Genomic DNA, 21,376 nt, shown 5'->3' with positions numbered 1-21,376 from the left:
GCCGGGCTTTTTGCATTATGCGACCGGTCCTTGATGGAACCGGCGACTTCAAAGACGGCCTAATATGCGTTATCAATTGCCCCCGCGTCGAATCAGCATGAAGCATTTATTCCCTAGCACCGCACTTGCCCTATTCATTGGCCTAGGCGTTTTGCCGTTTTCGGCCAATTCGTTCGCCGCTAACAGTTGGGATAACCTTCAGCCCGATCGTGATGAGGTAATTGCCAGTCTTAACGTTGTTGAGCTGCTCAAGCGCCATCATTACAGCAAGCCGCCACTGAATGACGCGCGCTCCGCGATCATCTATGACAGCTACCTGAAGCTGCTTGACCCTTCTCGAAGCTATTTTCTGGCCAGCGATATTGCCGAGTTCGACAAATGGAAGTATCAGTTTGACGACTTCCTGAAAAGCGGCGACCTCAATCCCGGCTTCATCATCTACAAGCGCTACCTGGACCGCGTCAAATCGCGCCTGGACTTCGCCCTTGCAGAGCTGAACAAAGGCCCGGACTCTCTGGACTTCACGGCTCGCGAAACCTTGCAGATCGACCGCAAGGACGCTCCGTGGCTCAAGACCGAAGCCGAACTCAATGACCTGTGGCGCAAACGCATCAAGGACGAAGTCCTGCGCTTGAAGATCGCTGGCAAAGAGCCTGCAAAAATTCAGGAGCTGCTGACCAAGCGTTACAAGAATCAGTTGTCGCGCCTTGATCAGACCCGCAGCGAAGACATCTTCCAGGCCTACATCAACACCTTCGCCATGTCTTACGATCCGCACACCAACTATCTGTCGCCAGATAACGCGGAGAACTTCGACATCAACATGAGCCTGTCGCTGGAAGGCATCGGCGCCGTGTTGCAGAGCGACAACGACCAGGTGAAAATTGTCCGGCTGGTGCCCGCGGGCCCTGCCGACAAGACCAAACAGGTCGCACCGGCTGACAAGATCATCGGTGTTGCCCAGGGCGACAAGGAAATGGTCGACGTCATCGGCTGGCGTCTGGACGAAGTGGTCAAATTGATTCGTGGCCCTAAAGGCTCCGTGGTGCGCCTGGAAGTGATTCCGGCCAGCAACGCGCCGAACGACCAGACCAGCAAGATTGTGTCCATCACCCGCGAAGCGGTGAAGCTTGAGGAACAGGCTGCCAAAAAGTCGATCCTCAACCTGAAACAGGATGGCAAGGACTACAAGCTCGGCGTCATCGAAATCCCGGCCTTCTACCTGGATTTCAAAGCGTTCCGCGCTGGCGACCCGAACTACAAGAGCACCACCCGCGACGTCAAAAAACTGCTGACCGAGTTGCAGAAAGAAAAAGTCGATGGCGTGATTATCGACCTGCGCAACAACGGTGGCGGCTCGTTGCAGGAAGCGACCGAACTGACCAGTCTGTTTATCGACAAGGGTCCGACGGTTCTGGTGCGTAACGCCGACGGCAAGGTGGACGTTCTGGAAGACGAAAATCCGGGCGCGTTCTACAAAGGCCCGATGGCGTTGCTGGTCAACCGCCTCTCGGCTTCGGCCTCGGAGATTTTTGCCGGCGCCATGCAGGACTACCATCGCGCGCTGATCATCGGCGGCCAGACGTTCGGCAAAGGTACGGTGCAAACCATCCAGCCACTGAACCACGGCGAGCTGAAACTGACTCTGGCCAAGTTCTACCGGGTTTCCGGTCAGAGCACCCAGCATCAGGGCGTACTGCCTGACGTTGCCTTCCCGTCGATCATCGACACCAAGGAAATCGGCGAAAGCGCACTGCCTGAAGCCATGCCCTGGGACACCATCCGCCCTGCCATCAAGCCGGCGTCTGATCCGTTCAAGCCTTACATTGACCGGCTCAAAGCCAACCATGATGCCCGCGCGACCAAGGATGCCGAGTTCATCTTTATCCGCGACAAGCTGGCCCTGGCCGAGAAGTTGATGGCCGAGAAAACCGTCAGCCTGAACGAGGCCGAGCGCCGTGCACAGCACGCCGATATCGATGCCAAGCAATTGGTGATGGAGAACGCTCGCCGTCAGGCCAAAGGCGAAGCACCGCTCAAGGAAATGAAGAAAGAAGACGAAGATGCGTTGCCGGTAGAGCCTGAAAAGACCAAACCGGAAGATGACGCCTACCTGAGTGAAACCGGGCGGATTCTGCTGGACTACCTCAAGCTCAGCTCGCAAGTGGCAAAGAAGTAAATCAAGGCTGAAAAAAAAGGGCGGGCCGCGTTATGCGTCCCGCCCTTTTTATTGGCTATTGGTAAAGCCGGGCCAGTTGCGGATCAGCCAGCAATCCCGGGCCACCGTCCTGATACAACATCGCCAGCTTGTGCGCGGCCAGTGGATGTCCCGCCTTTACCGCCATCGTCCACCAGCGCGCCGCTTCTGCAGCATCCGGGGTCTTGCCGAGCGAACCCGCCAGGCTGAAAACACCCACTTGATAAGCTGCCTTCGCGTCGCCGCTCAACGCCGCCAGACGCAACAGGCGTACGCCCTCCTCCTTCGCTCCAAGGCCTTGACCGCGAAAGGCCAGAATGTGCCCGTAGAAGCTTTGGGCACGGGTATCGCCCAGGTTGGCCATACGTGCAAACTGCCCTTCCATCCAGCCCCAGACGCGCGGCTGGCGCACGCACCAGGGCCAGCGAAACAACTTGCGCGCCAGCCAGTAGCTCAGGCGCGCCTTAAACCGCCAGAGCACTCAAGCCTCCTCGTGCTCATAAGCATGCTCAAACACGCGCACCACCTCTGAGGCATGCCATGACGCGGCGGCAATGCCATCCGGCGGGCCGGGAAAACGCCCAAGCCGCTCAACGCACTCAAAAAAGCCCGTGCGTGGCAGACGACTTGCGCCCTGGCTGATCACCAGCGAACTGCGCAAGGGCTGCTCGGCCTTGGCATCCATCGCCGCTAGGTGCTCAAGTGCTGCGGTAAGGGTCAACATTGCAGGGCTCGGTAATTGCAACCGTTCCAGTAGCGCACGGTAAGTCAGCAAGTGGCGCTGTCGGCGCGCCTGATCGAGCTCAGCCAACAACCCATCCCAGTGTTGACGACTGATGCGAACGCTCATGGTGCTTCCCTCCAGCCCGGGATACCAAGCTCCCAGGCCAAGCTTCGACGAATGGCGAGGTCGGGGAGACGCTCACCGGTTTCTATCATTCCCAGATAGGACGGACTGATACCGACTGTGCGAGCCAGCACTTCAAGGGCCAGGCCCTTGTTCTCGCGCAGGCTGCGCAGTTGATCGAGTCCGGGATGCACCTGCTCGGGGGCAGATGCCTGCAGTACAGGGTCAGGCGCTGCAGTTCGCTCCTTGAGGCCTGCAGCCTTGAGCAGCGCCTGATAACTTTCCCATGAAAGAACGGCGTATTCAGGCTCACCATTACGCTTGATGATTTGAAGATCCATTACTAAACCCCGTCAGACTTTTAAATAAATCGAGTCAGAACTTTCCCTTGAAGCTTAATCCTATCAGCCACCAAGGTCTCTCGGGTTTTCACTCGCAAGTGAAATTTTTGTGAAAACAGCCCTGAACGCCCCACCGGGAGGAAAATGTTATCCACACAAATTGTGGATAACCTTGTGAACAGAGCTGTTTTTTAAGGCTGAAAGGCCCGTCCCATAAGGGCTGGAGTCAGATCGGGCGTTTTTTACACACATAAAAAAACCCATAAATTCATTGACTTGGCAGTCAGCAACCACTAGCCAAGGGAACTTATGGGCGATTTGAAAGGGTGCAGGACAACACTGACGCAAACAAAAACCTGACTGCAGATACGACAACGCCCCGTCGAGACGGGGCGTTACGCGTACAACATGCTACTTACTTGGCAGCGTCTTGCTCTGCTTTGGCAGGATCTTTGATGCCCAGCAGTTCCAGATCGAATACCAGCACCGAGTTGGCCGGGATCGACGGGCTTGGGCTTTGTGCGCCGTAGGCCAGTTCGCTAGGGATGTACAGCTTGTACTTCTCGCCAACATGCATCAGTTGCAGACCTTCAACCCAACCCGGGATCACGCCGCTAACCGGCAGATCAATCGGGCTGCCGCGCTCAACCGAGCTGTCGAAAACCTTGCCATCAATCAATTTGCCTTCGTAGTGAACAGTCACCACGTCGGTGGCTTTAGGCTGAGGGCCATCGGCTTTCTTGATGACTTCGTACTGCAGGCCAGAAGCGGTAGTGACAACACCTGCTTTCTTGCCATTTTCTTCCAGGAATTTTTTGCCAGCAGTAGAAGCTTCTTCGCTCATCTTGGTCAGACGCTCTTCAGCACGTTTCTGCAGTGCTGCAAACGCTTCGATCAGCTCATCGTCCTTCAGCTTTTGCTCTTTCTTGCCGACGGCATCTTCGATGCCCTGGGCTACGGCCTTGGAATCCAGATCATCCATGCCTTCTTGAGCCAGGCTTTTACCCATGTTCAGGCCAATGCCGTACGAGGCTTTTTGCGCTGGAGTTTTCAGCTCTACGCTGGTCTGCGAATCACAACCCGCCAGTACCAGGCTTACCAGAGCCACAGCTGCCGCCAACCGATGCTGTTTCATGCTATTTCCTTGTTCATGCGCCAAATGGGCAATCGAATAAAGCCGCGAGCTTATCAGGCGGCCGCGACCAATGGCTACCGGCATAAGAGGGGCGAAATGCCGATAAGTTCATGCATTAATAACAATTCACGATTACAGCAACTTTTATTAACACATCTGTAAACCCGACAATGCCATCGGGTCACTTGATGCCTGCCCCTACCTGAGGCATAAGGCTGTAATTATTTTTACAAGGAGCGTTACTGTGCGTCTGTTTTACCGTGTTCTGCTGGGACTGCTGCTGGCGTTGGTCCTGGGGCTTGGCCTGATGATCTACTTCATTGCCAACCCAAAACTGCCTGCCTACGAGCCCCCTCAGCAACTGCACTATCTGGATCAGTGGACCCCTGCCGAACGCCAGACCTATTACTACACCCCCCAGGGGACCCAGGTTAAAGGCCTGCATTACGACTGGTTCAGCGCCCTCGAACTGCCCTTTTCAAAACAGCCTTTCGCAGCGCCCGAGTATCTGGCGCGCTTCGGGTTTCTGGTCGATCCCAAGCAACAGGCCACTACCGCCAACCCGGGCAACCTGCCAGTGGGCTTTACTCGCCACCAGAACCCGGGCAGCCAGGTCGAGTACCTGGACATCACCTGCGCCGCCTGCCACACCGGTGAACTGCGCTACAAAGGCCAGGCACTGCGCATCGATGGTGCCCCGGCACAACACGTGCTGCCATCCAGCGTACCGACCTTGCGCGGCGGCAGTTTTGGTCAGGCGCTGGTAGCCAGTCTCGCCGCGACCTACTACAACCCCTGGAAATTCGAACGCTTCGCACGCACGGTGCTGGGCGAGCAGTACGAAGCTCAGCACAAACAACTGCGCAAAGACTTCAAGGCATCCCTGGATACGTTTCTGGCGGTGGCCTGGAATGACACCCATCGCGGCCTCTATCCCACACTCGAAGGGCCGGGCCGTACCGATGCTTTCGGAAGGATCGCCAACGCCAGTTTCGGTGATGCCATTTCCCCGTCCAACTACCGCGTAGCCAACGCTCCGGTTGACTATCCGCACCTGTGGGATATGTGGACGTTCGACTGGGTGCAGTGGAACGGCTCGGCCAAGCAGCCGATGGCACGCAATATTGGTGAAGCCCTTGGTGTTGGCGCCACCCTGAATTTTTTCGATGAGCATGGCCAGCCACTGCAGGGCGATGCCCGCTACCCGTCGAGTGTTCGGGTAAACGACTTGCACCTGATTGAAGAGACCCTGCAAAAACTCAAGCCCCCGGTCTGGCCCGAGGCACTGTTCGGCAACATCGATCGCCCCCTGGCAGCCAAAGGCCGTGCGCTATTCAACGAAAACTGCGCCGGGTGTCATGTACCACCGGTGATCGAGGAGAATGGGCGCCTGGTCAAGCAGCTCAAAATGTTGCCGGTCGAGGTCATCGGCACCGATCCCAATACCGCGAACAACATTGCCGACAATCGATACGATCTGAGCCCCTTGCAGTGGGATCCGGCTGAACTGGCTGGCATGAACGTGGATTTGTACCCCAAAACCGATACGCCTCTGGACATGAGCAAACTGTCAGTGGCCAAGGGCCTGGCCTACGTCACTGCGTTTGTTGAAAAACGGGCCTACCATGACGCCAGCATTGGCCCACAAGAGCAGGCGCGTCTCAACGGTTTCGGCCTGCCTATCGGTGTTCTGGAAGTGCGTGCCTACAAGGCGCGGCCCCTCGACGGGATCTGGGCCACAGCGCCCTTCCTGCACAACGGCTCAGTGCCTACGGTGTACCAACTGCTTTCGCCACAGGCCGAGCGCGACCAGACCTTCTATCGCGGCAGCTTTGAGTACGACCCGCGGCATTTGGGCTACCGCACCGAAGCCTTTGACGGTGGTTTTGTGCTCGATACGCGTATCAGCGGCAACCACAACAGCGGGCACGAGTTCCGCCCCGGCCCTCGCGGCAATGGCGTTATCGGACGCCTGCTGCAACCCGAAGAGCGCTGGGCGTTGCTGGAGTACTTGAAAGTGCTCGGCGGGCCCCTTGAACACCCGTTGCCCAACGAATGAAGTTTGTTCGACACACCGAAGATTTCCCTAAAAGGATGTTTGCATGCTGACCGCTTTCTGGCTTCGACTCGGCAAATGGCTGGGCACGTTACTGCTGGCACTGATCGCCCTGGGGTTGCTTGGCTGGGGATTGGCCACGGGCTGGTACGCCTGGCAGCATCGCGGCCCGGTCTCGGCCCAGGAACAGATCCCCGCGGGTGAAGCCGCCATGACCCAGGACACTATCCAGACGGCAATCAGGATCGTTGACCAGCACCGCGAGAACACCCGTTATCTGCGCGATGCCCACGCCAAGGCCCACGGCTGCGTCAAAGCCCAGGTCCAGGTGCTCGACGATCTCGATCCGGCATTGCGCCAGGGCGTATTCGCCGCACCGGGTAAAACCTGGCAAGCGGTGATGCGTCTGTCCAATGGCAATGCTTACCCGCAATTTGACAGCATCCGGGATGCCCGGGGGATGGCGATCAAGTTGCTCGACGTACCGGGGGCTCAGTTACTGCCAAGCCAGCAAGGGCGTGGCGAACAGGATTTTGTCATGTTCAACCATCCCAACTTCTTCGTCAGCGACGTAGCCGAATACCGTCAGAACATCGGTGCCCAGGCAGATGGCAAAAAGGTGCTGGCCTTCTTCCCGTCGTGGGATCCGCGCAGCTGGCAGGTCCGTCATTTGTTTATCGCCCTGGCGACACTGGCACCCGCCCCCGCCAGCCCCACGCAAACCACGTACTTTTCAGTGTCGCCCTACAAGTTCGGCACGGCCAATGCCAAATACCGTGTGGCCCCCGACCCTGAGAGCTGCCCGGCATACACATTGCCGGCGCAAAATGAGGCACTGCCCAATTTCTTGCGCAATGCCTTGAACCAGCAACTTTCCACCGACCGGGTACCTGCCTGTTTTGTCTTGCAGGTGCAACGCCAGAACGCCAATCGCTTCATGCCGATTGAAGATACGAGCATTGAATGGAAAGAGTCTGACGCGCCCTTCGAGACGGTGGCACGGGTCAGGATTGCCCCTCAGGACTTCGACACCCCAAGCCAGAATCTGGCGTGTGACAACCTGTCGTTCAGCCCGTGGCATGGCATCGAAGAGCATCGTCCGATTGGCGGGATCAACCGCCTGCGCAAGGCGGTGTATGACGCCGTGAGCGAGTATCGGCATACACGCAATGCGCAGCAATAACATGCCCGGATAAATGTAGGAGCGGGCTTGCTCGCAATGAAGGCGACGCGGTCTTTGAATCAGATCGCGTCGATGCCATCGCGAGCAAGCCCGCTCCCACAGGATTTGGCGCACGCTGTAATTAAGATATCTCCCACACTTAAAAAGTTTATATCTGTCATACGCACAACTTGACACCCATCAAACAGCACATAATGTGCCGCTCACAAAAACAACGAACAACGCACCGCACATCCAAGCCCCCTAATTAGCCACTATGCGCAACAAGTTGCACACTTGAATGTGGATAACCCTGTGAATAGATCCTTGTAACGCCTGCAAATCTTGATGTACAGCCAAGTGCGCAAGAAGTTGCACACTACTGCGCAACTTCTTGCGCACTTTTATCGGTACTTTTCATTACGCCAGCAAATTAAATCCAACTAGCAACACTACATCCCTGATAAACAAAGACTTTATTTTTTCTGGCATGGGCTTTGATAGCAAATAGGAGCCCGCCATTAAAAAAGCCTGCGGGTTTCTATATTGATCAGTAAGGAAATCATCCATGGCAACGCCAGCGTATATGTCCATCACCGGTACCAAACAGGGTCTGATTACCGCCGGTGCTTTCACCGCCGACTCGGTCGGCAACACCTATCAGGAAGGTCACGAAGACCAGGTCATGGTTCAGGGTTTCAGTCACGAAGTGATCATTCCTCGCGATCCGCAATCGGGTCAACCGACCGGTCAACGCGTTCACAAGCCGGTCAAGATTACCAAGGTCTTCGACAAGTCTTCGCCGCTGCTGCTGGCTGCACTGACGTCCGGCGAGCGCCTGACTGAAATCACTATCGAGTGGTATCGCACTTCATCGGCAGGCACTCAGGAGCACTACTTCACCACCAAACTTGAAGACGCGATCATCGTCGACATCAAGGACTACATGCATAACTGCCAGGACCCGTCGAATTCGCACTTCACCCATCTGGAAGACGTTGAGTTCACCTACCGCAAAATCACCTGGACCCATGAAGTGTCCGGTACTTCCGGTTCTGATGACTGGCGCACCCCAGTTGCAGGCTGACACTGACTGAGTGTTTCACGGTATCAATCGTTGTTTAACGGTTGATACCGCTCATGACTTTTTGAGGGTCAGGCTTGAGGAAAAAAACATGTTCAATCCTGCTAACGAAACGCTGTTCACGCTCACTATCGAAGGGTTTGAACACGATCTGCGCGTGCTTGAGTTTCAAGGGCCGGAGGCCATCAGCACACCGTTTGCGATCAAGGTAGAACTCGTCAGCGAACGCCCGAATCTTGACCTTGAAAGCATGCTTCACAAACAAGCTTTTCTGGCTTTCAACAACAGTGGTAACGGTATTCATGGGCAGATATATCGTATTGCCCAAGGCGATTCGGGCAAACGTCTGACACGTTACAGCCTGACGCTGGTCCCGCACCTTGCCTATCTAAGGCATCGCACCAATCAGCGTATTTTCCAACAGCGCACGGTTGCGCAAATCATCAGCAAGATCCTTGAAGAACACGCAATCCTTGGCGATGCCTACCAGTTTCGACTGAACGCGATCTACCCGCCGCGAGAATACTGCGTTCAGTACAACGAGTCGGACTTGCACTTCATCCAGCGCCTGTGCCGCGAAGAAGGTATTCATTACCACTTCGAACACTCCAGGCAGGCCCATTTACTGGTGTTCGGCGATGACCAGACGGGGTTTCCCCAACTGGACAAACCCACCGCCTACCTGCAGGACAGCGGCATGGTGGCCGATGAACCTGCCATCAAGCACTTCAACCTGCGCGTTGAGGCCCGTACCAGTCGCACCACGCGCAGGGATTACAACTTCGAGAAAGCCGGCTTTACCGTCCAGGCCGCCCACAACCCTGAAGCCCAGAGCCCTCAGCCCGATCTTGAGGACTATGACTATCCAGGTTTGTTCGTCCAGGGTGAGCGCGGCAAGCCCTTGACCCGGCGCGCCCTTGAGCGTCACCGAGCCGATTACCGTCAATCCGAAGGCAACAGCGATCAGCCAACGCTGGTCAGCGGGCACTTCATGTTGCTCAGCGAACACCCGCGCAAAGAGTGGAACGCGCTCTGGTTACTGACTGAAGTCCATCACCAGGGCTATCAGCCGCAGGTACTGGAAGAGAGCATCAGCCATGCCCCCTCACCTGATTCAGAACAGCTTGAACAGGGCTATCGCAACCGTTTCGTGGCAACGCCCTGGGATGTGTTTTATCGCCCGCAACAGCCATACCCCAAACCCCGCGTGCTGGGCAGCCAAACGGCCCTGGTCACCGGGCCAGCCGGCGAAGAGATCTATTGCGACGCCTATGGCCGGATCAAGGTCAAGTTCCACTGGGACCGCGAAGGCAAGGCTGATGACAAGTCCAGCTACTGGCTACGGGTGGCCTCCAGTTGGGCGGGCGGCAGCCACGGCGGGGTCACGATTCCGCGGGTCGGGATGGAGGTGCTGGTCACCTTCCTTGAGGGCGACCCCGACCGGCCCGTGGTCAGCGGCTGCCTGGCCAATAGCCTGAACCCGGTGCCTTATGAGTTGCCAGCACACAAGACCCGCAGTGTCTTGCGCAGCCGCAGTTCACCGGGAGGCCGGGGTTTCAACGAACTGCACCTTGAAGATCGCGCCGGTCAGGAGCTGATCTATCTGCGTGCCCAGCGCGACATGGAACAGAACATCGGGCATGACAGCCGCCTTGAAGTTGGCAACGAGCGCCATGAAACCATCAAGGGCAACAGCATCGCGGTGCTCGAAGCGCAGGACCAGCGCACTGTAACGGCAGATCGAAAAGTCGCGCTCCAGGCCAGCGACTACTTGCAGGTCGCCAGCAGCAGCCATACCCGGGTCGGGCAGACCGTGGTCGTGGAGGCAGGTCAGGAAGTTCACCTCAAGGCCGGAGCCAATCTGATCCTGGACGCGGGTGCCAGCCTTACCTTGAAAGCCGGGGGGCACCACCTGGTCATCAGCCCCGCAGGCATCTTCAGCAGCACCCCGATTGAAACCGGCGGCGCCCCCCTCAGCGGAACGGCGGCGGTGTCGCTATTGCCCGACTTGCTGGGGCTCTCAAGCATTCCGTCCTTGCTTGATCCGGAGGCTACAGACGCCCAGGCAAACGAGCCCCCTGCGTCGCCCAAAGGGGTGTGCAAGGGCTGCTTGCTGGCTGCACAGGCCAGGGCCGAGGCATTAGTGGCGCAGTAACACTTCATCAGCGAACCTCTTGAAACAAGGAAGCAACATGTCAACAACCGCAAAGGACTGGTTTCAACTTTTGACCGTAGAAGCCCGCAAGGCGAAGCTCGACCACCTGGATGTTCTGATCGACTGCACGACACTGCCTGCCCAGCTATTGCCGCCCCTGCTTGAACTGACACCGGCGCCTGCCAGCGCCTGGTTGTTCGAGCAAACGCTGGAGCACGAAGTGGCCCGTTTTGGCCCACTGCTGCTGCGCATCGAATTGACCCATGAGCAACAGTGCGCCGGGCTATTTGCGCTGCTTGAAGCGGTACACCACGACTTTTGTGTGCTGGCACTGACCAGTCGCTGGCCTTTCGACGCCTTGGCCGCGCACTTGCGTGGGGCTACCCGGGCTTGCTGGAACCAGAATACGTGCAGCGGTGTACTGCGTTACTACGACACCCGCCTGTTCAAGTCTTTTTGCGAACAGCTTGATCCCCCTCAACTCAAGTTGTTTCACGCCCCGGTGAGCCGGTGGCACTGGATCGATCGCGACAACAAAGCTGCAGCGCTATCAGGGTTCGACACCCGCCCGGGCGATCAGGCTGCGCAAACCGGCATGAGCCTGAGCAATGAGCAAGTGCTGCACTTGCAAGCTGTCAGCGCGGCACTTCGCTGGTTCAAGGAGCACGCCAAGACGCCCCATGAGCATGGCTTCACTTCACGCGAAGCCATGATTCGTTGCCTGATTGAAATCCATCTGGATATCAGCCGGCAGAAACTGGAAAAACATGAACACGAAGACTTTATTGCCTCGGCGCTGAGTACCCACCTTCCAATCACCTCGACCTGGCACAAGGCCCACTCATGAGTCGCTTGCCTCTTTTGCTGTTAATCAGCGGTCTCTCGCTACAGGGCTGTGCCGACTCCATACCTGACCGGTTAGGCGCGCCAATCGAGGGCTATAGCCATACCTCGGCGGCGATCAACCGGTTTTCGGTGAATGGCAATGGCGGACCCAATCTGGCGCCCTACGGATACGGCGGCGGCCAAATGTGCTGCGCCACGCTTCCCGTGAAATGGCACCCCGGCTTGACCGTGGTTGTCGAGTGGGAGAAAGACCCTGATCCGTATGACTCTGTCAATTGGCCGGATCCTCCTTTTTCAGATGCATGGAGGAAGGCAGCTCAAGAGCACGAAGCTCAATACACCCGCCATCGCGCCGTTGTCGCAGTGGCTCCGTATGAAGAGCTGGGGGCAATAGATGTGCATTTTCTGCTCTGTAATCAGGTGGCTGTATCAGCAGTCGCCGCTCTTCCCGGCCAGCCAGGTTACCCATTTAACTTCCCTCAAAAAATGCAGGAGCCTGCCACATGTCCGAAACCATGACTCGCTCACTGCTGGTGATGTTTATCGCCGGGATGGCGCTACAGGGCTGTGCCGACTCCCTGCCTGACCGACTGGGCGCGCCAATCGAGGGTTATAGCCATACCTCGGCGGCGATCAACCGGTTTTCGGTCAATGGCAATGGCGGGCCCAATCTGGCGCCCTACGGATACGGCGGCGGCCAAATGTGCTGCGCCACGCTTCCCGTGAAATGGCACCCCGGCTTGACCGTGGTGGTCGAGTGGGAGAAAGACCCCAATCCGTATGATTCCGCCAACTGGCCCAAGCCCCGCTATTCCGATGCCTGGTTAAAAGCCGCTCGAGAGAAAGAAGCTCAATACACCCGCCATCGCGCCGTTGTGACAGTGGCGCCGTATGAGCGCTTAGGTGTCGTCAATGTGCATTTCCTACCCTGCAACCAAGTCGCCGTTACGGCAGGTCTGATGATGCCCCGCTCACCCAACTACCCCTATAAATTTCCACAAAAAATGCAGGAGCCTGCCACATGTCCGAAACCATGACGCCGCGCCCTAAAAGATCCACTGGCGAATTTCTCAGCCTGACCCCCGACTTCAAAATGGGCGGGCTTTTACCCCAAACACCGGGAGATGTGCTTTTCAATTATCGAAAGCAACAGCAAGCCTTCGACCCGTTCGAACAACAAGCAATGGACGCTGCTCATGCAGCCGGATGGGCTTACGCGGGCCGGCCCTGCATGCAGATCGTGACGATCACGCTTTGCTTTGACGGTACCAACAACCATGAACCGACGGACAATCTGGCTTTACCTTCGACCACTACCAATGTGGCACGTCTGTTTCATGCGAGCTTGGGAGGCCCTGAACATGAAGCCGAGCAGAGAGAGGGTTTTTATCGCTATTACATGCAAGGCGTCGGCACCGAGTTCAAGGAAATAGGCGAGTTCAAGCCGGATAGCCAAGGTTTGACGATGTCGACAGGCGGCGAAAACCGGATCAATTGGGGGCTAACCCGTTTAATTGACGCTCTAAAGAGGGCATCTGGCGATACTTATCTTGATAATGGAGACGCCTACGCTCTCGTACAAAAAATGGGCACCAGCCTCACCGAAGATATGCTCGCAGCTTCGGTCTTCAAAAACAGCTATACCCGCCGCCAAGAAGTACTGGCCCAGCCCCTGGCCGAACTCAAAGCCCAGATCGACGCCGCCCATGCCGGCAAGACCATCCCGACCATCAAGGCTGTACGCCTGTTCGTGTACGGGTTTTCACGGGGCGCCGCCCAGGCGCGGGCATTTGCCAACTGGCTGGAAGCCCTGACCAAGGTCGAAGTGGAAGGCACCACCTGCTACCTGTTTGCCGGGCTGCCGATCAAGATTGTGTTCATGGGGCTGTTCGACACCGTGGCCTCAGTGGGTATCCCCTATCTGGCGCCATTTGCCGCAGGCCACATGGGCTGGGCCGACGGCACCCTGCGCCTGTCCGACTCCGAAGAATTTCTGGAGCGCTGCGTGCATATGGTGGCAGCCCACGAGCAGCGCAGTTGCTTCCCCCTGGACTCGATCCGGCGCCAGGCCAACCCCGACGATCCGGACTGCCTGTCCACCTATCGCAGCGGCACCAGGGAATACATCTACCCCGGCATGCACTCCGACGTTGGCGGCGGTTATCCGCCCGGCGATCAAGGCAAAGCTGCAGCAGGTGGAAAAGAGGTGCTATCGCAAATTGCCCTGCACCATATGTATGACGAAGCCTACAAAGTTGGCGCGCCGTTGCAGGCACCTCCAGAAGCTTTCAACATGGCATTGAAACATGATCGACCTTGGCTGGTGATGAGCGACTCAACGTCTATCGAATTCCAGGTCGACCCCACCTTGATCGAACGTTTCAACACCTGGCTTGACAATATGGACAACGGCCCGCTGGAAGAGGTCATGGCCCGCGAGGCCGGGGTGATTACCGGTTGGCGCATCAGCCGTTACGCCATGAACTGGATCAAGTGGACGTGTCTCAATCGGCGGGTGCTGCAAAACGGCCCCGCGAGCGATATGAACGGCGACGAAGTCGACGCGTTCGAGGCCCTGCACGCCATGCAGCTCGAAGAAGATGCCGCCATGCGCGCCGGCTCTAAAGCGCCGGTCTGGTCCGAAGCCGAACTGGCGTCGCAAAAAAAACATCAAGCCACAAAAGAGGCTTATGAAAAGCGCACCGGCACCCAACCTGCCGCCTCGTTCAACACCAGCAAAGTGTTCGAGCCCAACCTGGATTATCGCCAGTTGCGCAACGCCATGGCCGACTTTCGGCGCGACTACGTGCCGGAGTGGAACCTGACCTTGAGCGAGATGATCAGCTTTGGCACCCTCGCCAACACCCTGGTGGGCGGGCTGGTGTATATGACCAATGGCCAGGATGAGGCCGAGCACTATGCCAAACTGCGCCAGGCCGGTGAAGAAAATTACGCCCTGCTGTTCGGCGCCAACGGCAAGCCGGTGAACGACAAAGCGTGGGCGATCGTGGGCCTGTTTGACGAGCATGTGCATGATTCCCGCGCCTGGTTCATGAACGCGGCCTTGAACGAGCGGGAGGTGTTCAGCGACTACTTTCGGTACCGCGGGATCTTCTTCGACACTCAATCCAACAACGAACTGTCGCTGCTGGTGAACGTTGGGCGCGTGGTGGGCGTGGCCCTGGCGGTGGCCAGTGTCGGCCTGACGATCAGGCGTCAGAACCCGCGTTATCTGGTGGGGCTGATTCTGCCAAGCCTGGGCACCCCGGTGCTTCGCGGCAAGGTGGAGTTCCCGTTTATCAATGCATTTGACACCGTGACCCGCCTGTCACTGCCGATGATCGAAAACATAGAAACCGTATGCGCCTTTACCAAAAACACCGGCGACGCGGTGAAAGCGGCCCAGGCGCTGCCCGTGCCACCTGCATTGACCGAAAAAACCGCCACTACGGATAATTTGATTTCGATCCTCAAGGCCGCGCAAGCACTTGAAGCCAACAACCTGCTGGAACACGCGCTGCAAACACAAACGCCCCAGGCTGAGCCAACCAGGGGCTGGCTGGATCAGGCAAAGGGCGTGGCGGGAAGCTTCTAACTGGAATGCTCACATAGGTCGTGACAAGCACCCCGCAGGCGCCGCACAAAGCCACACCTACGGGGTAAACGCTGCACTCAATGCACCGGCAGCTCGACCCCTTCAAACAGCTCTTCGAGCTCTTGCTTGTTGTGGCAGGCAATGGCCTTTGCCATTACTTCACGGGTGAGGTGCGGGGCAAATTTCTCGATAAAGTCGCACATGAATCCGCGCAGGAAGGTGCCACGGCGGAAACCGATCTTGGTGATGCTGGACTCGAACAGTTCGCTGGCATCCAGGACCACCAGGTCGTTGTCGAGCTTGGTGTCCACGGCCATTTTGGCCACGATGCCAACACCCAGGCCCAGACGTACATAGGTCTTGATCACGTCAGCATCAGCCGCGGTGAACACCACCTTGGGGGTCAGGCCGCGATGACTGAAGGCTTCATCGAGCTTGGAACGGCCCGTAAAGCCGAATACGTAAGTCACGATCGGGAATTCAGCCAGGGCTTCGAGGGTCAGCTTTGGCAGTTTGGTCAGCGGGTGACCTTGTGGCACGACCACGCAGCGATTCCAGCGGTAGCACGGCATCATCACCAGATCGCCAAACAGCTCCAGGGCCTCGGTGGCAATTGCAAAGTCGACGGTGCCATCAGCGGCCATTTCGGCAATTTGCATGGGCGAACCCTGATGCATGTGCAACGCGACATCCGGGTACTGCTTGATGAAATTGCTGATCACCGGCGGCAAGGCGTAACGCGCCTGGGTGTGGGTGGTGGCAATCGACAGCGTGCCTTTTTTCTCGTTGGAAAACTCTTGAGCGATCTGCTTGATGCTTTCGACCTTGCGCAGGATCTCGCCAGCCGTCGTGATGATGCGCTCGCCCGCCGGTGTCACTCGGGTCAGGTGCTTGCCACTACGGGCAAAAACCTCGACCCCCAGTTCGTCTTCAAGCAGGCGGATCTGTTTGCTGATACCCGGCTGTGAGGTGTAAAGGCTCTGTGCAGTGGCCGAAACGTTGAGGTCGTGGTGCGCCACTTCCCAGATGTAGCGCAATTGTTGAAGCTTCATATGCATCCCTCAAAGCTGATAGACGCCAAGGGTATCGGCGGCGATATATAACTATATGGAAGGTTGGAATAAGAAATCTAGAACTTTTTATCGTTTTTATCGATTCATCAGCCTTACACATCAGCGCTGCGCCGACGCTGTGTCAGCGGCACCAGATACACCGGCATCTGCGCCAGCTCGATCACCCTGGTTGCGGTTCGCCCCAAATGCGACTCGCCCCCCGTGGGCTGGGCGTGACTGCCCAGGATCAGCAGATCTACGCACAACTTTTTCGACTGCTCCAGAATGACTTGTGAAGGTTCACCCTGAATAACCTTGACCGAGCGAATCAGGGCCAGTTCCAACTCCCACCCTGCCAACTCCTCACGAAGATTCTCAAGGACACGCAATTCAATATTCGACAGCATGGTGTGCATGCCCTGGCGGTGCAGTTCGTTCAACGCATGCTCATCGAGATAACTCTGCAGGACTGACTCGGCAAACAGCCCCATGGGTTCGACTACATGCACCACAAACAGATCGGCGCCGAAGCTGCGGGCAAGCCCCAGCGCATGCTGCATTACAACGGGCGCATAAACGCCGAGGTCAGTGGCATAGAGAATTGAGCGAATCATGCGACCTTCCCGACAGCTTTGATGAACGAGGTAGATTCAGCTTAGCAGCGCCCGGACAACTACGAAGCCCCCTCGACCACCTGCATGCAGGCTTACTCGGGCACCGAATCCCGGGATTCATTGCTGATGCCGTGTGGAACATGACCGGTAGCGACAACCTGGCGCGCCCTTTCGCAATGACCCGCCTGATCATCAAAAAACACATCGGCAGCAAAGGCCTCCAGAAACGCCGACTTGTCCAGTCCTCCGAGAAACAGCGACTCGTCCAGGCGAATATCCCAATCGCGCAGCGTACGGATCACCCGCTCATGGGCTGGGGCCGACCGTGCGGTGACCAGCGCGGTACGAATCGGGCAGGCGTCATCAGGAAACTCGCGCTGCAGCAGGTTCAGCGCCTCCAGGAAACCCTTGAACGGCCCACCACGCAGCGGGTTGCGGGCAGATTCGCGCTCAAGAGACTGAAAAGCCTCCAGGCCACCGGACTGGAAAACCCGCTCCGATTCATCGGAAAACAGCACCGCGTCACCGTCGAAGGCAATGCGCAACTCGTTGCTCTCGGCCCGCAGTGCACCACCCGACAGGATGGTCGCTGCCGCAAAACCTGCATCCAGTGCACTGCGCACATCCTCGGCATGGGTCGACAAAAACAGGTCACAGCCAAAGGCATTGAGATACGGATGGGGATTGCGCCCGCCGCTGAAGGCTGCACGGGAAATATCGAGACCGTAATGCTGGATGGAATTGAATACCCGCAACCCGGTATCGGCACTGTTGCGTGACACCAGCACCACCTCGACCCGGTCACGCCCAAGGCTTGCGTTGAAACTGAGGAGCTTTTTGACCAGCGCGAAGGCATCCCCCGGCGCCAGTACTTCATCTTCATGCTCGATCTGGTATTGCCGGTAGGCCTCGATCCCCTTGTTCAGATACACCTGATGGCTATCACTCAAATCGAACAGGGCCCGAGAAGAAATGGCCAGCACCAGCTTGCCCTTTAAGCCTTTGCTCATGTTGCCTCCACAGGTTTCAAGCGGATTCGGACACCGCTTCACGGTAGCTCGTCAGGCTCATGCATCAAGGCGAGTCGAATATGGTGCGCCAGTTCGCCCTCACTCAGGCGGGACTTCAGCTCACCGTAGAAGGCCCCGTCGTGCACCACAAACAGGGTGGGCAGATGGAAAATCTCGTAACGTTCGACCAGACCACCATTGTCACCGGCATCGATCCAGCACAACCGATCAACGGGCAACTGCATAGCGGGCAACATGCGCCGCGCAGTACGGCAGGCCGAACAACCCGCGCTGGTGAAGATCACCAGTGAAGTCCCGGGCAACGCCAGCAGGCGCTGATCGGCATCAAAGTCTGTCAGTTCCATTTCAGTCACTATACTCAAAAGACAATACTAATTTGATGGCACTTGGAGTCAGCTTTCATGGGTCGTTTTTTACCTCACCCTGACGATATTCCCGTTGAGATAACGCGACGCAAACAACCTTCACTTTCGCGCCACAAGCTGCACTCTATCAGCCTCGCAGGCGTGTCATGCAACACCGATAGAGCCTGGCGACGGGGTACCGCCGTCGACATGTACATGCCCACCCTGGGGGAAAGCGCACACTATCCGGGCTATATAGCCTGGTGCGAGAAACACCTGGACGGCTATCGCATCGGGGTGGCCCTGATCGACGAACAAGCGCTGTTCGGGGCGCGCATGGGCGAACAGATCTGCCAGATCGAGCACTACTCCCGCCTCCAGCAACAACAGAGTTCATGTCCGCAAGACCTGGAAGCCCTTGCCCTGGAATGGGTCAGCCACCACGCCGTAGAGTTCTCTCAGGCAACCCTGGATCACGCAATGGCGCAGGCGGTACTGGATTAAAGCTGTGCCTGCCCATTGTCGACTTACCGGATAACGCGTTAAGGTTCGGCTCCCCGATGCGCTCAATCAAGCTGTGCTCCGCCGCACGGGGATCGCTGGCGGCCGGCACCCGTGACCTGACGAGTAACACGATGGCTGATTTACCGATCGACGACCTAAACGTTGCCTCCAACGAAACCCTGATCACACCTGAACAGCTCAAGCGCGAAATGCCTTTGCGTGAAACGGCTCTGCAGACGGTGACCAAAGGGCGTGAGGTGATTCGCAACATCCTGGATGGCACTGACCATCGACTGTTCGTTGTCATCGGGCCTTGCTCGATCCACGATATCAAGGCTGCCCACGAGTATGCCGAGCGCCTGAAAGTGCTCGCCGCAGAAGTCAGCGATACGCTGTATCTGGTCATGCGCGTTTATTTTGAAAAGCCACGCACCACTGTAGGCTGGAAAGGTCTGATCAACGACCCGTACCTGGACGACTCGTTCAAGATCGAAGACGGCCTGCACATCGGCCGCAAGCTGCTGCTGGACCTGGCTGAAATGGGCCTGCCAACGGCCACTGAAGCCCTTGATCCGATCTCCCCGCAGTACCTGCAGGACCTGATCAGCTGGTCGGCCATTGGCGCACGCACCACCGAATCCCAGACCCACCGCGAAATGGCCTCTGGCCTGTCTTCGTCGGTAGGCTTCAAAAACGGCACCGATGGCGGCCTGACTGTTGCCATCAACGCCCTGCAGTCGGTCTCCAGCCCCCATCGTTTCCTGGGTATCAACCAGGAAGGCGGCGTGTCGATCGTTACCACCAAGGGTAACGCCTACGGCCACGTGGTATTGCGCGGTGGCAACGGTAAGCCGAACTATGATTCGGTCAGCGTTGCGCTCTGCGAGCAGGCACTGAACAAGGCGAAAATCCGCCCGAACATCATGGTCGACTGCAGCCACGCCAACTCCAACAAAGACCCGGCACTGCAACCGCTGGTAATGGAGAACGTGGCCAACCAGATCGTCGAGGGCAACCAGTCGATTATCGGCCTGATGGTTGAAAGTCACTTGAACTGGGGCTGCCAGGCAATCCCTAAAAACCTGGAAGACTTGCAGTACGGCGTGTCGATTACCGACGCCTGCATCGACTGGGCGTCCACCGAGAGCACCCTGCGCAGCATGCGCGCCAAGCTCAAGGATGTACTGCCCAAGCGTGATCGCGGCTAAAGCGCACTGACAGGTGGGAGCGGGCTTGCCCGCTCCCACGCTGGTTTCAGGTTATGTGTTCTCCAGCAACCGCTGACTCGCCACTCTCTGTTCCCGCCCCTTGGCCACCATCCAGCGATGAAAGTCGCGACAGTGCGCCTTGTCAAAAGCCCCCTTTGCACCCACCAGAAAATACGCCGAAGGCAAGGGCAAGCCGTGGGCGAACGGCATGATCAGGCGCCCTTGCGCCAACGCATCAGCCACCATCGAATACTGCGCCAGCACCACGCCCTGCCCCGCCAGCGCCGCATGGATCGCCATGGACGACAGTGAATAGACCCGATAACCATCACGCAGGCCTTCACAGTCCACCTGCCGGTCCTTGAACCAGTCGCGCCAGGACGGTGGCGACGCGAACTTGGGCAACCAGTCAATCGACAGCAAGGGATACGCCAACAAGTCCCTGGGGCTATTGAGCGCAGCGTCGGCGCGTAGTAACTGCGGGCTCAGCACGGGCACCACGCAATCGCGGTACAGCTCGATAGCGTTTTCGCCCGCCACGTAATCGCCGTAGGTGAAACGAAAGTCGATGTCATACCCCTCAGTAGAGGGCTCGGCATGGCTGGCGTCGAGAAACACATTGAGCTGCGGATGCTCGTCCTGCCAGGCATAGACGTGGGGTGCCAGCCACTCCGAGAGCAACGACGGCAAAGCACTGATGCGCAGGTTGCTGGCATTTTTCGAGCGTTCGACCTCGGTCTGGGCAACGCGCAGACTTTCAAAAGCCGCAGCACAACTCTCGTGGTAACGCTGACCGGCAACGGTCAGGCGGATGCGCTTGCCGACCTTGTGGGTCAGGCTCAAACCCAGAGTGTCTTCCAGCAGCTTCATCTGCTGGCTCACCGCTCCTGCCGAAATCCCGAGGCGCCTGGCCGCCTCAACAATCCCGCCGAAACGTCCAACGGCTTCAAAAACCTGCAGGGCACGCAGGGAAGGCAAGCTGTTCATCAGCATCTCCTGAGGCAAATCGACGGGTTGATACTTTAGCTCAGCTATAGGAAGCCGCAGCTTTCACCCTCTTTTAGAAAAATGAAAGCCTCGTATTCTGGTCTTGCCACCCCCGCAGCAGAACGAGGAAATTTCCCACACGAATGTAACTCTACGTAACGACACACCGTTGTTGAGTGACATGTCCCGTGCATTCCTGGCCCTAACCTATCCAGGCA

The 21,376-nt window shown here is 57.6% G+C and carries 19 protein-coding genes and 1 pseudogene; 11 read left to right on the top strand and 9 right to left on the bottom strand.

Going from position 1 to position 21,376, the window contains the following annotated elements; genetic code table 11:
* Window positions 1-97 precede the first annotated feature (97 nt).
* Window positions 98-2,179: a carboxy terminal-processing peptidase gene (locus tag VSQ83_RS07190; RefSeq protein WP_219261575.1), complete on the top strand. Its 2,082-nt coding sequence runs from the start codon at window positions 98-100 to the stop codon at window positions 2,177-2,179.
* Between the two features lie 55 nt (window positions 2,180-2,234).
* Here VSQ83_RS07190 and VSQ83_RS07185 read toward each other — a convergent pair whose 3' ends face one another.
* The 4 genes from VSQ83_RS07185 to VSQ83_RS07170 form a co-directional block, all read right to left on the bottom strand.
* Window positions 2,235-2,678, bottom strand: coding sequence for a tetratricopeptide repeat protein (locus VSQ83_RS07185; protein WP_219261576.1), 444 nt, complete (start codon window positions 2,676-2,678; stop codon window positions 2,235-2,237).
* Complete coding sequence (locus VSQ83_RS07180; protein WP_133078116.1) at window positions 2,679-3,047, bottom strand: hypothetical protein; 369 nt, start codon at window positions 3,045-3,047, stop codon at window positions 2,679-2,681.
* Window positions 3,044-3,385, bottom strand: coding sequence for a helix-turn-helix domain-containing protein (locus VSQ83_RS07175; RefSeq protein WP_133078115.1), 342 nt, complete (start codon window positions 3,383-3,385; stop codon window positions 3,044-3,046). Before VSQ83_RS07175 ends, VSQ83_RS07180 begins: the two co-directional genes overlap by 4 nt.
* A 415-nt stretch (window positions 3,386-3,800) precedes the next feature.
* Window positions 3,801-4,520 (bottom strand): FKBP-type peptidyl-prolyl cis-trans isomerase, encoded by a 720-nt coding sequence (locus VSQ83_RS07170; RefSeq protein WP_219261577.1) that lies wholly within the window; start codon window positions 4,518-4,520, stop codon window positions 3,801-3,803.
* 244 nt (window positions 4,521-4,764) lie between these two features.
* On the opposite strand from VSQ83_RS07170, the gene VSQ83_RS07165 reads away from it, so the two are divergent.
* The 8 genes from VSQ83_RS07165 (at window position 4,765) to VSQ83_RS07130 (ending at window position 15,418) form a co-directional block, all read left to right on the top strand.
* On the top strand, window positions 4,765-6,579 hold the full coding sequence (locus VSQ83_RS07165; protein ID WP_326425877.1) for a di-heme-cytochrome C peroxidase: 1,815 nt from the start codon (window positions 4,765-4,767) through the stop codon (window positions 6,577-6,579).
* A 43-nt stretch (window positions 6,580-6,622) separates the two neighbouring features.
* A complete protein-coding gene (locus tag VSQ83_RS07160) occupies window positions 6,623-7,759 on the top strand; it encodes a catalase family protein (protein WP_326425874.1) in 1,137 nt (378 codons plus the stop codon).
* Window positions 7,760-8,306: 547 nt separating this feature from the next.
* The gene (locus VSQ83_RS07155; RefSeq protein ID WP_219261057.1) at window positions 8,307-8,825 is read left to right on the top strand and encodes an Hcp family type VI secretion system effector; all 519 of its coding nucleotides are present in this window, start codon (window positions 8,307-8,309) and stop codon (window positions 8,823-8,825) included.
* A gap of 88 nt (window positions 8,826-8,913) precedes the next feature.
* Window positions 8,914-10,977, top strand: a complete 2,064-nt coding sequence (locus VSQ83_RS07150) for a type VI secretion system Vgr family protein (protein ID WP_219261581.1) — start codon at window positions 8,914-8,916, stop codon at window positions 10,975-10,977.
* A gap of 37 nt (window positions 10,978-11,014) precedes the next feature.
* Entirely contained in the window at window positions 11,015-11,824 is an 810-nt protein-coding gene (locus tag VSQ83_RS07145; protein ID WP_326425870.1) for a DUF4123 domain-containing protein, read from the top strand.
* Entirely contained in the window at window positions 11,821-12,342 is a 522-nt protein-coding gene (locus tag VSQ83_RS07140; RefSeq protein ID WP_326425868.1) for a DUF3304 domain-containing protein, read from the top strand. The genes VSQ83_RS07145 and VSQ83_RS07140 overlap by 4 nt, the downstream gene beginning before the upstream one ends.
* Window positions 12,327-12,860 carry a DUF3304 domain-containing protein gene (locus VSQ83_RS07135; RefSeq protein WP_326425866.1) on the top strand — a complete coding sequence of 178 codons (534 nt, stop codon included), beginning with the start codon at window positions 12,327-12,329 and terminating at the stop codon, window positions 12,858-12,860. Before VSQ83_RS07140 ends, VSQ83_RS07135 begins: the two co-directional genes overlap by 16 nt.
* Entirely contained in the window at window positions 12,845-15,418 is a 2,574-nt protein-coding gene (locus VSQ83_RS07130) for a T6SS phospholipase effector Tle1-like catalytic domain-containing protein (RefSeq protein ID WP_326425864.1), read from the top strand. Before VSQ83_RS07135 ends, VSQ83_RS07130 begins: the two co-directional genes overlap by 16 nt.
* A gap of 77 nt (window positions 15,419-15,495) precedes the next feature.
* Here the strand turns inward: VSQ83_RS07130 and cysB are convergent, their stop codons facing one another.
* The 4 genes and pseudogenes from cysB to VSQ83_RS07110 all read right to left on the bottom strand — a co-directional run bounded on the left by cysB (window position 15,496) and on the right by VSQ83_RS07110 (window position 18,518).
* Complete coding sequence (gene cysB, locus VSQ83_RS07125) at window positions 15,496-16,470, bottom strand: HTH-type transcriptional regulator CysB (RefSeq protein ID WP_133079379.1); 975 nt, start codon at window positions 16,468-16,470, stop codon at window positions 15,496-15,498.
* Window positions 16,471-16,583: 113 nt separating this feature from the next.
* Window positions 16,584-17,084, bottom strand: coding sequence for a universal stress protein (locus VSQ83_RS07120; RefSeq protein WP_133079378.1), 501 nt, complete (start codon window positions 17,082-17,084; stop codon window positions 16,584-16,586).
* A 92-nt stretch (window positions 17,085-17,176) separates the two neighbouring features.
* A complete protein-coding gene (locus tag VSQ83_RS07115) occupies window positions 17,177-18,094 on the bottom strand; it encodes a 5'-nucleotidase (RefSeq protein ID WP_133079377.1) in 918 nt (305 codons plus the stop codon).
* Between the two features lie 38 nt (window positions 18,095-18,132).
* Window positions 18,133-18,518 (bottom strand): annotated as a pseudogene (locus tag VSQ83_RS07110) (thioredoxin family protein).
* Between VSQ83_RS07110 and VSQ83_RS07105 the strand changes: the two are divergent.
* Together VSQ83_RS07105 and VSQ83_RS07100 are read left to right on the top strand one after the other, a co-directional pair.
* A complete protein-coding gene (locus tag VSQ83_RS07105) occupies window positions 18,517-18,963 on the top strand; it encodes a PilZ domain-containing protein (RefSeq protein ID WP_133079375.1) in 447 nt (148 codons plus the stop codon). The pseudogene VSQ83_RS07110 and the gene VSQ83_RS07105 sit on opposite strands and share 2 nt — an antisense overlap.
* Window positions 18,964-19,094: 131 nt before the next feature.
* Complete coding sequence (locus tag VSQ83_RS07100) at window positions 19,095-20,171, top strand: 3-deoxy-7-phosphoheptulonate synthase (RefSeq protein WP_133079374.1); 1,077 nt, start codon at window positions 19,095-19,097, stop codon at window positions 20,169-20,171.
* A 51-nt stretch (window positions 20,172-20,222) separates the two neighbouring features.
* Here VSQ83_RS07100 and VSQ83_RS07095 read toward each other — a convergent pair whose 3' ends face one another.
* Window positions 20,223-21,158: a LysR substrate-binding domain-containing protein gene (locus tag VSQ83_RS07095; RefSeq protein ID WP_326425862.1), complete on the bottom strand. Its 936-nt coding sequence runs from the start codon at window positions 21,156-21,158 to the stop codon at window positions 20,223-20,225.
* Window positions 21,159-21,376 lie beyond the last annotated feature (218 nt).

The organism is Pseudomonas sp. DSV-1, assembly GCF_035830915.1.
Classification (GTDB): domain Bacteria; phylum Pseudomonadota; class Gammaproteobacteria; order Pseudomonadales; family Pseudomonadaceae; genus Aquipseudomonas.
Note: the sequence above shows the minus strand (reverse complement) of the source record. Positions and strands in the feature narration are given on the sequence as shown.

Coding starts and splice junctions, on each gene's coding strand:
- VSQ83_RS07190 (WP_219261575.1), top strand. CDS start 98: ATGAAGCATTTATTCCCTAGCACCGCACTTGCCCTATTCATTGGCCTA.
- VSQ83_RS07180 (WP_133078116.1), bottom strand. CDS start 3,047: ATGAGCGTTCGCATCAGTCGTCAACACTGGGATGGGTTGTTGGCTGAG.
- VSQ83_RS07175 (WP_133078115.1), bottom strand. CDS start 3,385: ATGGATCTTCAAATCATCAAGCGTAATGGTGAGCCTGAATACGCCGTT.
- VSQ83_RS07170 (WP_219261577.1), bottom strand. CDS start 4,520: ATGAAACAGCATCGGTTGGCGGCAGCTGTGGCTCTGGTAAGCCTGGTA.
- VSQ83_RS07160 (WP_326425874.1), top strand. CDS start 6,623: ATGCTGACCGCTTTCTGGCTTCGACTCGGCAAATGGCTGGGCACGTTA.
- VSQ83_RS07155 (WP_219261057.1), top strand. CDS start 8,307: ATGGCAACGCCAGCGTATATGTCCATCACCGGTACCAAACAGGGTCTG.
- VSQ83_RS07150 (WP_219261581.1), top strand. CDS start 8,914: ATGTTCAATCCTGCTAACGAAACGCTGTTCACGCTCACTATCGAAGGG.
- VSQ83_RS07145 (WP_326425870.1), top strand. CDS start 11,015: ATGTCAACAACCGCAAAGGACTGGTTTCAACTTTTGACCGTAGAAGCC.
- VSQ83_RS07140 (WP_326425868.1), top strand. CDS start 11,821: ATGAGTCGCTTGCCTCTTTTGCTGTTAATCAGCGGTCTCTCGCTACAG.
- VSQ83_RS07135 (WP_326425866.1), top strand. CDS start 12,327: ATGTCCGAAACCATGACTCGCTCACTGCTGGTGATGTTTATCGCCGGG.
- VSQ83_RS07130 (WP_326425864.1), top strand. CDS start 12,845: ATGTCCGAAACCATGACGCCGCGCCCTAAAAGATCCACTGGCGAATTT.
- cysB (WP_133079379.1), bottom strand. CDS start 16,470: ATGAAGCTTCAACAATTGCGCTACATCTGGGAAGTGGCGCACCACGAC.
- VSQ83_RS07120 (WP_133079378.1), bottom strand. CDS start 17,084: ATGATTCGCTCAATTCTCTATGCCACTGACCTCGGCGTTTATGCGCCC.
- VSQ83_RS07115 (WP_133079377.1), bottom strand. CDS start 18,094: ATGAGCAAAGGCTTAAAGGGCAAGCTGGTGCTGGCCATTTCTTCTCGG.
- VSQ83_RS07105 (WP_133079375.1), top strand. CDS start 18,517: ATGGGTCGTTTTTTACCTCACCCTGACGATATTCCCGTTGAGATAACG.
- VSQ83_RS07100 (WP_133079374.1), top strand. CDS start 19,095: ATGGCTGATTTACCGATCGACGACCTAAACGTTGCCTCCAACGAAACC.
- VSQ83_RS07095 (WP_326425862.1), bottom strand. CDS start 21,158: ATGAACAGCTTGCCTTCCCTGCGTGCCCTGCAGGTTTTTGAAGCCGTT.